The organism is Denitrobaculum tricleocarpae (assembly GCF_007004665.1).
Lineage (GTDB): Bacteria > Pseudomonadota > Alphaproteobacteria > Kiloniellales > Kiloniellaceae > Denitrobaculum > Denitrobaculum tricleocarpae.
This window is the reverse complement of sequence record NZ_ML660056.1, coordinates 237,060-249,723: the sequence shown is the minus strand read 5'-3', so window position 1 is coordinate 249,723 and position 12,664 is coordinate 237,060. Positions and strand designations below refer to the sequence as shown.

The following is a 12,664-nucleotide window of genomic DNA, read 5'->3' as shown; positions in this document are numbered from 1 at the left end:
ATTTAGCTCTTTGAGAGCCCGATGGCTAGGGGCAACTGCGTCCAATCGCCCAAAAATCGTCGAGCTTCAGGCTGGCTCCGCCGACCAGCGCTCCGTCAACGTCCCCGACAGCCATCAATTCCGCCGCATTTCCAGGTTTTACCGACCCGCCGTAGAGGATGCGAATCGCGCTGCCTGTATCGTTACCATAGAGCTCGACCAGGAGCTTACGGATATGAGCATGGACCTCCGCAACATCCGACGGAGTCGCGGTCAGACCGGTTCCGATGGCCCAGACCGGCTCATAAGCCACCACCAGCGACGCCCCTGCTGCTTCGGGCGCAGTTTCGGGCGCAGTTTCGGGCAGGGACTCACGAACCTGGCTTTCGATCACCTCAAGCGCCTTGCCCGCCTCGCGTTCATCGGCGGTTTCCCCGACACAGACAATGGCCGTCAGACCGGCCCGCTCGGCCGCGGCGGCCTTCGCCCGAACGAGGCTGCTGCTTTCGCCATGATCAGCGCGGCGTTCCGAGTGGCCCAGGATGACAAAGCCGCAACCGGCGTCGGCCAGCATTTCCGCGCTCATGTCCCCGGTGTGCGCCCCTGACGCCGCGGTGTGGCAATCCTGGCCGCCGAGCGCGACGCCGCTGCCCGCGATCGCTTCGGCAACGCTGATCAGCAGGTGAGCGGGCGGGCAAACCAGGAAATCGCAATTTGGCGCCTCGGCCTTACACTTTCCCGCCAGGTCGCCCGCCAGGGCGATCCCGCCGGCACGCAAACCATTCATTTTCCAGTTCCCGGCAATCAACTTGCGCCGCATGGCCAATCTCTCCATATGAGGGGTAGTTCGAACTTAAACAGCCGGATTCTGGCGTGTTTTGCGATTACCTAGCATGGCGGCCGTGCCAATCCAACTCTCCAGGCCAACTCTTCAGGCCGCGCACGGCCATGTTTGCACGCAATTGCGTATTGCCCGCACCCCGGGCGGTACCTAATATGCCGCGCACTTTATTTGCTGGGACGAGCCTGCGGATACATCGCGGATCCGATGCCGGACACCCACTGCCGTAAACAGGGATTAGCCATGGCCTTGGCCGACAAGAAAATCAACCCAATCAAGAAGTTCGTCACCTTTTGTCTTTTCGCGCTGCTGATCCTGAGTTTCGGCGTCTGGGGCATCGGCGATATTTTTCAGGGTCCGCAGCATACCTACTCCGTCGCGCAGGTCGGCAAGGTTGCAATCGGCCAGCAGGAATTCAGCCGGAATCTCCGGCAGGAACTGGCCCGGCTCGCGCCGCAGTTTGGCGGACGCCTGGACATCGAGCAGGCGCAGGCCTTCGGCGTTGTACAGCAGGTCATGGACCGCCTCACCACCCGCGCCCTCTTCGAGCAGCACGCGAACGATCTGGGTCTTGTGGTGACCACTGATCAACTCCTCGAGCAAATCAGGTCTCTCCCTGCTTTCCAGGATCAGGCGACCGGAAGGTTCGACAGCTTTGCGTTCCAAAATGCCCTTCTAAACAGTGGCTTGAGCGAAGAGGCCTTTTTGCAGGGTTTGACCGGCGATATCCAGCGCCAGCAGGTCGTCAACGCGATTTCCGGCGCGGTGACCATGCCGCGCGCCATGGCGGAGGCACTCTATCGCTACAGCGCGGAAACACGCACGGCGGACACGGTTGTCTTCCGCAACGACAGCATCACGGATTTACCCGCACCGACCGACGAACAGATCAGGACATACTACGACCAGAATAGCGGCGACTTTCTGGCGCCCGCATTCCGCAGCCTGAGCGTCCTCCAAATCGACCCCGCCGCCCTCACCGACGAAGTCGCGGTCGCCGATGAACGGCTGCGTGAGGAATACGAGTTGCGGATTGACGCCTACTCGGTCCCGGAACGCCGGAATGTCTCCCAGGTGCTTTTTCCCAATCAGGAAGCCGCCAATGACGCGCTGGCCAAAATTCGTGAAGGCCGCGACTTTGCCGCGGTGGCGGCGGAAGCCGGTGTGGGCGCGCCCGTCTCCCTGGGTCTGATCTCCCGCGCGGAGTTGGCGGATCAGCTTCCGGCCCTGGCCGAAGGCGCCTTCGCGGCTGAAGAAGGCGGTGTTTCAGAGGCCGTGGAAAGTCCGCTTGGATGGCACTTGGCACAAGTCTCCGAGATCCAGGAGGGAAGCGTCTCCCCCTTTGAGGAGGTGGTCGAAGATCTGCGCGCGACCTTGCAGTTGACCCTCGCAACCGACACCGCCATCGAACTGGCGAACGCGCTTGACGATACCATGGCGGGCGGCGCGACCCTGGAAGAAGCGGCGGCGTCCCTCGGCCTGAAGATCGAGCGCTTCGATCGGGTCGACCGCAGCGGCAGCGACGAAAACGGCGAGACGATCGAAGCCCTGCCCAATGACAGGACCTTCATCAACACCGCCTTCTCCACAGAAATCGGCGATGAGAGCCTGCTCACGGAAACCGCACAGGGCGGCTACTTCGTTGTCCGGGTACACGAGGACATCCCCGCAGCCGCCAAACCGCTGGATGAAGTACGCGCGGATGTCATCGCCGGCTGGGAAGCTGCCGAGCGGGCTCGTCTTTTGACGGAGCAGGCGCAGGTCCTGGTCGAGGCCGTGAACAACGGCGGAGATTTTGCGGCTCTGGCGCAGGAGGCCGGACTGATACCAACGGCCACACCGGCAATGCGGCGTTTCAACACCACGCCGACACCTGGCATTCCGCTCGATCTGCCCAGCAAGCTTTTCGAGCTGGAAGAAGGCAAGGCTGATGTGGTCGAGGATGCCGAGGGCATCATGGTCGCGCGCCTTTCCAACATTACCGCGGCGCCCGATGCGGAAGCAGATACGGCGATCGCGGCGCTGCAGTCCAATCTGGTCAATCGGATTCAGGGCGATTTGGTGACCCAGTTTACCGACACCCTGAACGAATCTTACAGAGTCGAAATCAATCATCAGAACCTCGACACCGTCCTGTCTCAGTTTTAGGGCTACGGGTATCTAAGGTCATGGGTACGCAGGATCCAACGGGGTTGGACTACGACGGCTTTGCCAGGCTCTACGAGAGCGGGAAAGCCCAGGTTGTATGGACGACCCTGATCGCCGATCTGGAGACGCCGGTTTCCGCCTTTCTGAAGCTTGCAGAGGGCCAGCCCAACTCCGTGCTTTTCGAATCGGTCGAGGGCGGCACCAATATCGGCCGCTACTCCTTTCTCGGCTTCAAACCCGACGTGATCTGGCGCTGCCGGGGCAATCAGTCCGAAATCAACCGGAACGCCCTGCAGGATCTCGAGAATTTCACGCCGCTTGAGGGCGACGCGCTAGACAGCCTGCGTGGCCTGATCGCCGAAAGCCGGATTGATCTGCCCCAGGGATTGCCGCCCATGGCGTCTGCGGTCATTGGTTATCTGGGTTACGAGACCGTGCGCCTGATGGAGCATCTGCCGGACCAGAATCCGGATTTCCTGGGGGTCCCGGACGGCATGTTCATTCGCCCGACCGTGATTGCGATCTTCGACCGGGTCGAGGACCAGGTGACGGTGGTGACCCCGGTCTGGCCCGGCCAGGAGTTATCCACCCGCGACGCCTACGAGGCGGCTTATTCCCGGCTGGCGGCCGTGGTCAGCGACTTCGAACAGCCGGTGCCGCGCGGCCGCGACGTCTACATGGGCGACACGGTCCTGCCTGAACCGGACTCCAACGTTACCCAGGCCGAATTCCATGCCATGGTCGAGAAGGCCAAGGAGTACATCCTGGCCGGCGACGCCTTTCAGGTCGTGCTGTCCCAGCGCTTTTCGATCCCCTTTGAGCTACCGCCCTTCGCTTTCTACCGGGCGCTGCGCCGCATCAACCCCTCGCCGTTCCTCTTCTATCTAAACCTCGGCGAATTCTCGATTGTCGGCTCCAGTCCGGAGATCCTGGTGCGCCTGCGCGACGGCAAGGTCACGATCCGCCCGATCGCGGGCACCCGCAAGCGCGGCGCCACGCCTCAGGAAGACAAGGAACTGGCAGCGGACCTGCTGTCGGATCCCAAGGAACTGGCCGAGCACCTGATGCTGCTGGATCTGGGTCGCAACGATGTGGGACGGGTCGCCAAGGTCGGCTCGGTCAAGGTCACCGAGAAGATGCTGGTCGAGCTCTACAGCCACGTCATGCACATCGTGTCCAACGTGGACGGGGAACTCGACGAGAAATACGACGCCATGCAGGCGCTCTACGCCGGCTTTCCGGCAGGCACGGTCTCAGGCGCTCCCAAGGTCCGCGCCATGGAGATCATCGATGAGCTGGAACCGGACCGGCGCGGGATCTATGCCGGGGCCGTGGGCTATTTCGGCGCGACCGGGACCATGGATACCTGCATCGCCCTGCGCACCGCCGTGCTCAAGGACGACAGGATTTACATCCAGGCCGGTGGCGGCGTGGTTGCCGACAGTCTTCCCGAAGGCGAGTACCAGGAGTGCCGCAACAAAGCCCGCGCCCTGGTGCGCGCGGCGGAGGAAGCCGTCAGGTTCGCCTCCCAGAAGTCGAACATCTGACTCGGAATATCTGATTTCCAGGCAATTCACGGACGATTGAGAAAGGAAGCGCGGCATGGAGCGGTTCACCGGCGGCTGTCAGTGCGGCAAGGTCCGGATTGAGGCGTCGGGACGGCCCTATCGGGTGGGTCTTTGTCACTGCCTGGACTGCCGCAAGCATCACGGCGCCCTCTTTCACGCCTCCGCGATTTTCCCTGAGGATGCCGTGACAATCACCGGCGAAACCCGCGCCTACAAAGGACGCACGTTCTGTCCGCATTGCGGTTCGTCGGTGTTCGCGCGCAGTGACGATGAAATCGAAGTGAACCTTGGCAGCCTGGACGCGCCCGATCAGCTGATGCCGACCTACGAAAGCTGGACAATCCGCCGAGAGTCCTGGTTGCCGCCCTTTCCGCTAAAACAGCGCTACGAGCGAGATCGTGATACCCCGGGCCGCCGTGAGGACTAGATCTGGTCAAGTTTAGATGGAATCGCCGAAGGCGATCTATCAACCTTGTGAATCTGATCCAGCAGTAAAATTTAGAGCGGAGTCCAGGCAAGGCCCGCCCTGATCACCGTCCTAATCAGTAGAGCCCGAAAATTCGCTCGGCCTCCTCACGAACCCGGTCGTCCAGCGGACGCGGCCTGAGGTCGACACCCTTGGCGAGGTGATCCGAAATGATCTCCATGGCCGAGATCCGCGCATATTTCTTGTCGTTTGCCGGGATCACATGCCAGGGCGCCTGGTCGGTGGAGGTCCGTTCGAACATCTGATCGATGGCCTTTTCGTAAGCCGGACGGCTTTCCCGGTTACGAAAATCCTCAATACTGAGTTTCCAGCGCTTCATGGGATCCTGCAGACGGGCCTCGAAACGTTGCAACTGCACATCGGGCGTGATGTGCATGAAGAGCTTCACGAGGCGCGTGCCGTTATCGATCATCAGGCGCTCGAAGTCATTGATCTCGTCATAGGCCCGCTTCCATTCCTTGTGGGCCGCAAAGCCCTCGACGCGCTCCACCAGGACCCGCCCGTACCAGGTCCGGTCGAAAACCGCGAGGCCGCCGCGCGCCGGCAGGCGTTCCCAAAAGCGCGAGAGATAGTGCCGCTCCAGATCATGGGGCTTGGGGGCGGCAATCGGCCAGACCTTGAAGCCGCGCGGATCGAGCACCGCGGACATGCGCCGGATCGTGCCGCCCTTGCCCGCCGCGTCCCAGCCCTCAAAGGCAATCACCGCGCTATCGCCGCTGTGAAGGTAAGCCTGCTGGATCCGCCGCAGCTTGGTTTGCAGCTTCTCCAGACGCGCCTCGTAAGCGTCACGTCCCAGTTCGCGGTCCATTTCGATCTTTGCGAGACGCTTTGCCTTGTGGTGCTTTCCGTTTTTCGACATCACTCGACCGATCTGTAAGCGTTCGTTGAGCCAGACCCTGCTGTTTGCCAGCGGATAGAACACTGTAACGATACAGAGCGCTGACCGGGTTCAGAGCCTCCGCGGCGTCACACCCCTCTTCATTCTGCCCTCTCCATTCTGACCTGTCCGGCATTTCTTTTGAACCTTTCTCTGAAGAAGCGCGTCTCAAGCGATGAGAAACGGTGGTCTTTCACGTGAAATCCACCGGTTCCAAGGAAAGCGGCGCCCAGCGATAAAGCAGATAAAGAGGTTAAGTTATATGATTAAAATCAATATGTTATGCTTGATGGTTGCCGGAGTGGTTTCGGTCGCGGCACTCACTCATTCCCTGCCCGCGGAAGCCGCGAAAGAAACGTTCGAACGCACCAAGCCACACGTGAACGTGGGGTCACAGGGCAGAGGCTCCGCGGAGCCCGGTAGACCGGCCCGATCCGGAAAACTCGGTAAGCCGACCAAGCCCAAACCGCATGGGGGACCTAACAGCAATAAAGCTCCGGGAAACTCTGTGATCGAAATTCTTCCGGACCTGGTCTTCCACATGCCTTATCCGAGCGGTCCGCTTCCGGGCGCGCCCAAGACCGGTTACTGCGGCAAACAAGGCAGCACAGCCCTCGCCAGTGAAGTGGTCGTCGGCGTCCGGAACAAGGGTCTCAAGCCGGTCCGAAACAGCTTTGTCAGCGTTACGATGCGCACGAGCCCGACCACCACTTCGACCGTTAACAAGCCGCTCGGTCCGCTTGCGGCCGGTGCTGTGGGCACCGTGAAGTTTCCGCTTTCAAAGGGCGCCTGGAAAGATGGAGAAGCCAAATTCAAGATGAAGATCGATACAGGCAATGACATCAAGGAAGGCGCCGGTGAAAACAACAACCAGCGTGAATACACCTGCGTCGAACCGGTCACCTGATAGGCGCCAACGGACCGGCGCAAAGCTGTCACCTTTCAACTTTTCTATCCTTCGCGACGGCAGTCCGAACCAGCTGAAACGTTGCTGTTCAGCCACTTGCATCGATACGAAGAGCGCGATCTGTAACCTTTCAGCCTTTTGTGCCTGTAACGTTACGGCTCCACCCTTCTGTAACGTTACGATAGGGCTGAAACGCTCGAGAGACCGCGAACAGCAATGTCACAGGTCGACCGGCCGGCAAGGTTACCGACCGGCGGCGCTGTAACGTCACGAATTCTCATATCTGAAAGGTTACAGCTTGCCACCCCCCTACACTGGCCATTCCCCTACGCTGATCACTCGGCATCAGCGCCGGGAAGGAATCTCGGTCAGAGGCGGGTCGTTGATCCGGTCCAGAAAGTGGTTCGCCTGTCCATCCTCGCTGACTCCCACCGCGTAGGCGGCGTCGCTGCTCACCCGGTCGAACAGCAGAGTCCGCCCGCCGACCTCGATCATGACCACAAGGTCGTAGCGGCGGTTGAGCGGCCCGGCGAAAAAAATCACCCGTTCCGCCAGCTGGATATTGCCGCCGGGGAGAATCACAGCATCCGGCCGGAACGAGTCGAGCGGTTCCACCAGCTCGCCCGTCCGCAGGACGAAATCAGGAAAGCTTCGGATCCTGACAGCGATGGCTTCGGCGCCCCTGGGCACCTCAAAGCGCCGCTCCAGGCGTTTGAAGGCGCAGGACCCGCCATAAAGGGTAAAACCCATCTTCCGCCAGAAGGGAATGGAGTCCGCCGGTTCGCATAGGATGTCCAGCAGACAGCAGCTGTCATCGGCACGCAGCGCGTCGATCCGATGCCGGACCAGCCTGCGGCCATACCCCCGCCGCCGGCGATCGGCCCGCACCCTCAAAAACCCGTCCTTGCGCAGTCCGCCGGCCAGAAAGGCAACCGGATCCGCGTCTTCGAAGAGCCCCCAGAGCTCACCGGCATCCTCTGCGCGTGCAAGAGCGTCTTTTTGCGCGGCGAATTCCCTGTCCGGCGCCGCCTCTTCCCGTTCCAGCCAATCCAGGACCAGGAGCCGTTCGCGTTCGGACAGCGGCCGGATTTCCAATGACATCGCCTCTCTCGCCTTTCCTCGTACGCGCCGGCTCTCAGCTATCACTCGTAAGCGTCAGCTATCCCCCGTACGTTCCGTATATAGCCTCAGTTTCCGGCGGATACCGCCAGATCTTGTGGTTCGCAGCGGGTTTGCGTCGGGCGCTTAAAGCTTCTCAGAAAGCTTCGGACCAGATGCTGGGCACAGGCGTTGTCATAGAGCGCCCCATGACCCTTCTCCGCCAGGGTATAGAGGTAGCTGTTGGAGAGATGCGCGGCGGCCCTTTGGGCCAGAGCCGGTGGAGTCAGAGGATCGAAACGGCCCGACAGCAGCAAGGTGGGGACAGCGCTCCTGACCGGCTGGTTTTCCACCGGATCGGCTTTTCCGGACGGCCAGAGGGCGCAGAGGTAATTGGGCGCATAGTCCTCGACCATGAAGGCAAGGTCACCCGCCGTCCGCGCTGCGGCGGCCACAGCCTCGGGCGTCTCGAACGCGGCTTCATCGCGGCAGATATGGGAAAGATAGATGGCCCAGGAATTGTAGGCCTGGGATTCGAGTATCAGCAGCAGGCTCTCGCGCAGGCGCGCGTTCAGGGTAGCAAAACGTTTCTGTTCCAGGTCATCGATCAGGAGCGGAATCAGAAACGGCACATCCCGGTCCATAATGGCGTCGAACAGCAGCCAGCCGAACCAGGTGTCGTCAAAGCTGATACTGCGCCCCTCCGCGTCCCCCAGAGCGCTCAGTTCATCCCCATCGAGATAATTCTCGAGCGGAAGTTTGAGCGGGCGCGCCTTCAGCCCTTCGCGCAGGCGCTCGTACCGCCGCTCGACATCCCCGAACTGATGCCGGCAAACGCTGTGCGCGGCACAGTCATCGAAGACCTGCTGCAGACTCTCACGGTAAAAGGCGGCGACCTCCAGGCCTTCAGCGGCTTCGGGCGGCACCAAACCGTCCAAAATAGCCGCCGCGATGCCCTCCGGATGGTATCTCAGAATGCTCAGCGCCCAGCGCGTCCCGTAGGAAACGCCGTAAAGCACTGCGGTTTCGATTTCCAGCGCCTGACGCAGTTCGGCAATATCGGCGGCACTTTCACGGCTGTTGTAAGCCGTCAGATCCACGCCCTCGGACTGCAAACGCCGGGCGCAGGCGGTGACGGCTTCGACCGCGAGCGCGCGGCTGTCCGGCGGCGGTTCGCCCGGCCTATGCGCCCCGGCGCTGATCGCCGCTTTGCGCATTTCGGGACAGCCGAAGTCTACCGCATGCCTGCCCGTGCCGCGCGGACCGACCAGGATGAGGTCGTGCTCGGGCGGAAAATCCTTGCGCCAGAGCGACCAGGAATCCATGTCCTGCTGGCTGGAGAAAGGAAAGCGGTCTCCTGGACCGCCGGTGAGGTAGAATATCGGCTCGCGCGTCCGCCCCCTCTCCGCCTCTTCGCCCTGGGCTCTCAGAATAACGATCGGCAGGCCGATCGTGCGGCTGTCCGGCCTTTGCCGGTTTTCGCGGACCACAAGCGTGCCGCAGTCCGCATCGCCGACGATATCCGTATCAAACCAGCAGGCCTGCGCATGAAAGCCCGGCTCCGTGGGCGCCGCACTGTAAAAGGCGACATAGCTGGCGAACCCGGCGATCAGCAGCAGGGCCGACAGGATGGCGGGAAGCCAGGAACCTCGGCGCAGGCGCCGCCGGCCGGAAGGTCCGGAGGAGAAACTCACCGGGCGGCGGCCAGAAGGAAGGCGCGCGGGCAAAGGAATGAAGGCATGGTTTTGATGGCGCCTGTTGGTTGTCGGGCGTGAGAGCTATAGCAGATCAGCCCCCTGCCCGGGAATTGGCAATGATGCAATTGAAGACGGCAGGAATGCCGCCCGATCTGCAACCGGGCTGGGGTTGGTTCTGCAACGTCACGATTTACGCGATATGTAACGTAGCAGAATGAATAGTCTTGAAACGATACGAATCCCTTGATTCCAACGATCGGACAAACTTGAAACCTTACAGATCTTCATGTCTGAAACGTTGTAGATGACCAGCACAGTATCGTTGCAGAGCGAGGCAAGCTCGCCTGTCCGGCCTTGATTTGCCTCAAGGCATCTGACGCCACTTACTGTAGACTGTATTTTATGGAAATGGAGCAACCATTCTGGGAGCATGACCGATGACCGGAGATCTTCAAAGACTGGCGGGGCGCGAGCGCAGCAAACTGAAGGCGCAGGATAAAGAGCTGAAACGCTTCAAACGGGTCCGGGACCGGACCGGCAAGCTGCGCATGGTTGATGCCGTTGAATCCAGGAAAGAAGAGCTGCAGCACCGCGACAAAGCCATGCAGGCTTTCGGCCACAAACGGATCTGAGCGGCGGCTCTATCGCGGTTCAGGATCGGTGGACGCACGGGGTCGCGCGATAAGGGGTCGCGCGATAACAGGACGCATGCTGTTTCTAGCCATTCGCTAGATCATTGCGCTCCCGTAGGCGTTCACGTTTACAAGGGTCATATGATCGAGGCTGTCGCCGGATTTTGACCAGGGAAGGCAAAGGACTTCCACACCGATAAAGGGTTGTCCCCTGACAGCGCTTCTCGGCCAGAACGCGTAGATGGGCGCCTGTTTCCCTGCGCAGGTATCAAGCAAGTCAGCGACCCGCTCTTTCAGCGGCGACGGAAGCTCCGAGAGGTAACTGTCGCTTACGTCGCCGTAGGTTTGAGCGGACTTCAGCCCGACGTAGCGCGCAAGATAGTCGTCATCGACAATATCCAAAACGATCGTGTGAGGCCAAAAATCCGGTGGAGGCTCGGAAACGAGATGAGCGAGCCGCGGAAGATGGTCCGCGCCTCTATGGTCGTGCCAATGATTGAAGGCTTCATCGATTAAAGGCGAAATGAATTGTGAGGACTGAGCGATGACGGGTCCGAGCGAGGACTTCTTAATCGCATGCAGAGGCTGATTCAGCATGTGTAACTCTGGTTCGCGCACTATCTGTTCTTCAAAATCAACAAAGAAAACGAGTGTTTTTCTCACTGTGGTTTTACGCTGTTATCCATAAAAAACGATTAAACTTGCTTACTCTGAGTTGAGCAGCAGATCTCTGCTTCAGGAAAATCAAAAATGCATTTCGAGCGTCTTGGGACAGACCTGATTTAGTCCGACTCATCTGATGCGGCCGTTGCTTCCTTGAGGTCCGCCGGGCCGGCTTGAAGCCTGCCAGGTTGGGCGCGATCACGACTCTCTCTTCTGCCGCCTCTCCCGCAAACGCCGCCGCGGACGCTGATTTCGTAGCTCCGTTTTGGGTCGACTTGCGCGCATTTCGGACAAAATTGAGCACGTATTGGACAAAGTGCGGTGCGCAGCTATCAATCCCTCAGGCTTTCTCCTAAGCCTCTTCTCCAGTTCGGCGGAGCCTGGGCGCTGGCGTGACATCCCAGCAAACCTGACACCCGGGTAAGCAGGTCAGCCGTCGCGCAGGCAGGACACCATCCGTCTCGTGAAATCTGAGTATGAATTGGGGGACTCAAAATGAAACTCACTCACTGCGCCGCAGCGGCAATTGCGCTCACGGCTTTGCTCTTCTCACTGCCCGCCAAGGCCGTTCCGATCAGTTACGATATCAGCTGGACCGGCGAGAACGGCTACAGCATGACCGGGGAATTCAGCTTCGACGACGGCAACCCCCGGAAACGCATCAAAAATGCGGGCGATCTTCTAACCTTTTCCTTCGAGGGCTTCCTGAATGGCAAATCATTCGGAAGCGTCAATCTTGCCGATGGTCTCTTCGGCACGCTGAATTTCAATTTCGACTCTTTTTTTGAGGCGTTCGTCGTCGGCGGACCTTCTGAAAGTCGCGGCGGACAACTCTGGAACACCAGTCGCCAAGGAGCGGATTGCCCAATGCCGGGATTTGGCTTTGTCAGCGGTAACTTACTTCAAGGCTTCTGTATCGATGGTGTACTCGATCCCCGCAGCACGACGATCCCCATCGAGGAGTCGACCCTGACGGCAACCCGCAGAACCACTACGGTGGCTGTGCCTGAACCCGGCACACTGGCGCTCATGGGCCTAGGGTTGATCGGCCTCGCCGGCGTTGCGCGGCGCCGCTCCCGATAAGGCCGTCGCGACGTAGGACGCGCAGGACTTTCAGCTTGACGAAATGTGCGTCGCGCACATAACTATAACTGATGCCTGGAAAACCTGCACTAAAATATGAAGCGAGAGCACTCGATGCGGATACCTGGCCGGACTTCGCACGTCTGGTCGAAGCCAACAACGGCGTCTGGGGCGGCTGCTGGTGCATGTGGTATCATGGCAAGGACGAAGGTTCGAGCGGCTCCCCGGCGGAAAAACGCACGGCGAAGGAATGCCGCGTCCGGGAAGGACGGGCGCATGCCTCGCTGGTCTTTCATGGTCAGGATTGCGTCGGCTGGTGTCAGTTCGGATCGCCGGACGAGCTTCCGCGAATCCATAATCAGCGCGCCTATCTGGCGACCGATCCGGCGCTCCCCGACTGGCGGATAACTTGCTTCTTTTCCGGCAAGGGCCATCGCGGCACCGGCGTTGCGTCCGCCGCGCTAGAGGGTGCGATCGGGCAGATCAGGAAGCTGGGCGGCGGGCGCATCGAGGGATACCCGGAAGATATCGAGGGCCGAAAGGCTTCGCCGGCATTCCTCTTCAACGGAACGCTCTCGACCTTCGAGCGTCTCGGCTTCGAGCGCTCACGGAAGATCGGCAAGCACAAGTGGGTGGTGACCTTGACCCTGTAACGCTCTCCGCGCGGGCCTCGCCGGACAAGAT

Annotated in this window: 12 protein-coding genes; 7 read left to right on the top strand and 5 right to left on the bottom strand. The window is 60.5% G+C overall.

Annotated elements, in window-relative coordinates:
• Positions 1–25: 25 nt before the first annotated feature.
• Positions 26–805 carry a triose-phosphate isomerase gene (gene tpiA, locus FKG95_RS15970; protein WP_142897619.1) on the bottom strand — a complete coding sequence of 260 codons (780 nt, stop codon included), beginning with the start codon at positions 803–805 and terminating at the stop codon, positions 26–28.
• A gap of 258 nt (positions 806–1,063) precedes the next feature.
• Here tpiA and FKG95_RS15965 point away from each other — a divergent pair, with 258 nt between their 5' ends.
• Genes FKG95_RS15965 through FKG95_RS15955 form a run of 3 tightly spaced genes read left to right on the top strand, consistent with a single transcriptional unit; the run spans position 1,064 to position 4,963 of the window.
• Positions 1,064–2,968 carry a peptidyl-prolyl cis-trans isomerase gene (locus FKG95_RS15965; protein ID WP_179954122.1) on the top strand — a complete coding sequence of 635 codons (1,905 nt, stop codon included), beginning with the start codon at positions 1,064–1,066 and terminating at the stop codon, positions 2,966–2,968.
• Positions 2,969–2,988: 20 nt separating this feature from the next.
• Entirely contained in the window at positions 2,989–4,515 is a 1,527-nt protein-coding gene (gene trpE / locus FKG95_RS15960; RefSeq protein ID WP_142897383.1) for an anthranilate synthase component I, read from the top strand.
• A gap of 55 nt (positions 4,516–4,570) precedes the next feature.
• Positions 4,571–4,963 (top strand): GFA family protein, encoded by a 393-nt coding sequence (locus FKG95_RS15955; protein WP_142897382.1) that lies wholly within the window; start codon positions 4,571–4,573, stop codon positions 4,961–4,963.
• Positions 4,964–5,078: 115 nt separating this feature from the next.
• Here the strand turns inward: FKG95_RS15955 and FKG95_RS15950 are convergent, their stop codons facing one another.
• The gene (locus tag FKG95_RS15950; RefSeq protein WP_142897381.1) at positions 5,079–5,882 is read right to left on the bottom strand and encodes a polyphosphate kinase 2 family protein; all 804 of its coding nucleotides are present in this window, start codon (positions 5,880–5,882) and stop codon (positions 5,079–5,081) included.
• Between the two features lie 526 nt (positions 5,883–6,408).
• On the opposite strand from FKG95_RS15950, the gene FKG95_RS29695 reads away from it, so the two are divergent.
• Positions 6,409–6,807: a CARDB domain-containing protein gene (locus FKG95_RS29695; RefSeq protein WP_179954121.1), complete on the top strand. Its 399-nt coding sequence runs from the start codon at positions 6,409–6,411 to the stop codon at positions 6,805–6,807.
• A 345-nt stretch (positions 6,808–7,152) separates the two neighbouring features.
• Here the strand turns inward: FKG95_RS29695 and FKG95_RS15940 are convergent, their stop codons facing one another.
• Both FKG95_RS15940 and FKG95_RS15935 read right to left on the bottom strand, forming a co-directional pair.
• Positions 7,153–7,908, bottom strand: coding sequence for a GNAT family N-acetyltransferase (locus FKG95_RS15940; protein WP_142897379.1), 756 nt, complete (start codon positions 7,906–7,908; stop codon positions 7,153–7,155).
• A gap of 86 nt (positions 7,909–7,994) precedes the next feature.
• The gene (locus FKG95_RS15935; RefSeq protein ID WP_179954120.1) at positions 7,995–9,599 is read right to left on the bottom strand and encodes an alpha/beta hydrolase; all 1,605 of its coding nucleotides are present in this window, start codon (positions 9,597–9,599) and stop codon (positions 7,995–7,997) included.
• A gap of 440 nt (positions 9,600–10,039) precedes the next feature.
• On the opposite strand from FKG95_RS15935, the gene FKG95_RS15930 reads away from it, so the two are divergent.
• Complete coding sequence (locus tag FKG95_RS15930; protein ID WP_142897377.1) at positions 10,040–10,234, top strand: hypothetical protein; 195 nt, start codon at positions 10,040–10,042, stop codon at positions 10,232–10,234.
• Positions 10,235–10,330: 96 nt separating this feature from the next.
• Here the strand turns inward: FKG95_RS15930 and FKG95_RS15925 are convergent, their stop codons facing one another.
• Positions 10,331–10,831 (bottom strand): PAS domain-containing protein, encoded by a 501-nt coding sequence (locus FKG95_RS15925; protein ID WP_142897376.1) that lies wholly within the window; start codon positions 10,829–10,831, stop codon positions 10,331–10,333.
• 561 nt (positions 10,832–11,392) lie between these two features.
• Between FKG95_RS15925 and FKG95_RS15920 the strand changes: the two genes are divergently transcribed.
• Together FKG95_RS15920 and FKG95_RS15915 are read left to right on the top strand one after the other, a co-directional pair.
• Positions 11,393–11,980 (top strand): PEP-CTERM sorting domain-containing protein, encoded by a 588-nt coding sequence (locus FKG95_RS15920; RefSeq protein ID WP_142897375.1) that lies wholly within the window; start codon positions 11,393–11,395, stop codon positions 11,978–11,980.
• 71 nt (positions 11,981–12,051) lie between these two features.
• Complete coding sequence (locus FKG95_RS15915; protein ID WP_142897374.1) at positions 12,052–12,633, top strand: GNAT family N-acetyltransferase; 582 nt, start codon at positions 12,052–12,054, stop codon at positions 12,631–12,633.
• Positions 12,634–12,664 lie beyond the last annotated feature (31 nt).

Coding starts and splice junctions, on each gene's coding strand:
- FKG95_RS15965 (WP_179954122.1), top strand. CDS start 1,064: ATGGCCTTGGCCGACAAGAAAATCAACCCAATCAAGAAGTTCGTCACC.
- FKG95_RS15940 (WP_142897379.1), bottom strand. CDS start 7,908: ATGTCATTGGAAATCCGGCCGCTGTCCGAACGCGAACGGCTCCTGGTC.
- FKG95_RS15925 (WP_142897376.1), bottom strand. CDS start 10,831: ATGCTGAATCAGCCTCTGCATGCGATTAAGAAGTCCTCGCTCGGACCC.
- trpE (WP_142897383.1), top strand. CDS start 2,989: ATGGGTACGCAGGATCCAACGGGGTTGGACTACGACGGCTTTGCCAGG.
- FKG95_RS15930 (WP_142897377.1), top strand. CDS start 10,040: ATGACCGGAGATCTTCAAAGACTGGCGGGGCGCGAGCGCAGCAAACTG.
- FKG95_RS15950 (WP_142897381.1), bottom strand. CDS start 5,882: ATGTCGAAAAACGGAAAGCACCACAAGGCAAAGCGTCTCGCAAAGATC.
- FKG95_RS15955 (WP_142897382.1), top strand. CDS start 4,571: ATGGAGCGGTTCACCGGCGGCTGTCAGTGCGGCAAGGTCCGGATTGAG.
- FKG95_RS15920 (WP_142897375.1), top strand. CDS start 11,393: ATGAAACTCACTCACTGCGCCGCAGCGGCAATTGCGCTCACGGCTTTG.
- FKG95_RS15915 (WP_142897374.1), top strand. CDS start 12,052: ATGCCTGGAAAACCTGCACTAAAATATGAAGCGAGAGCACTCGATGCG.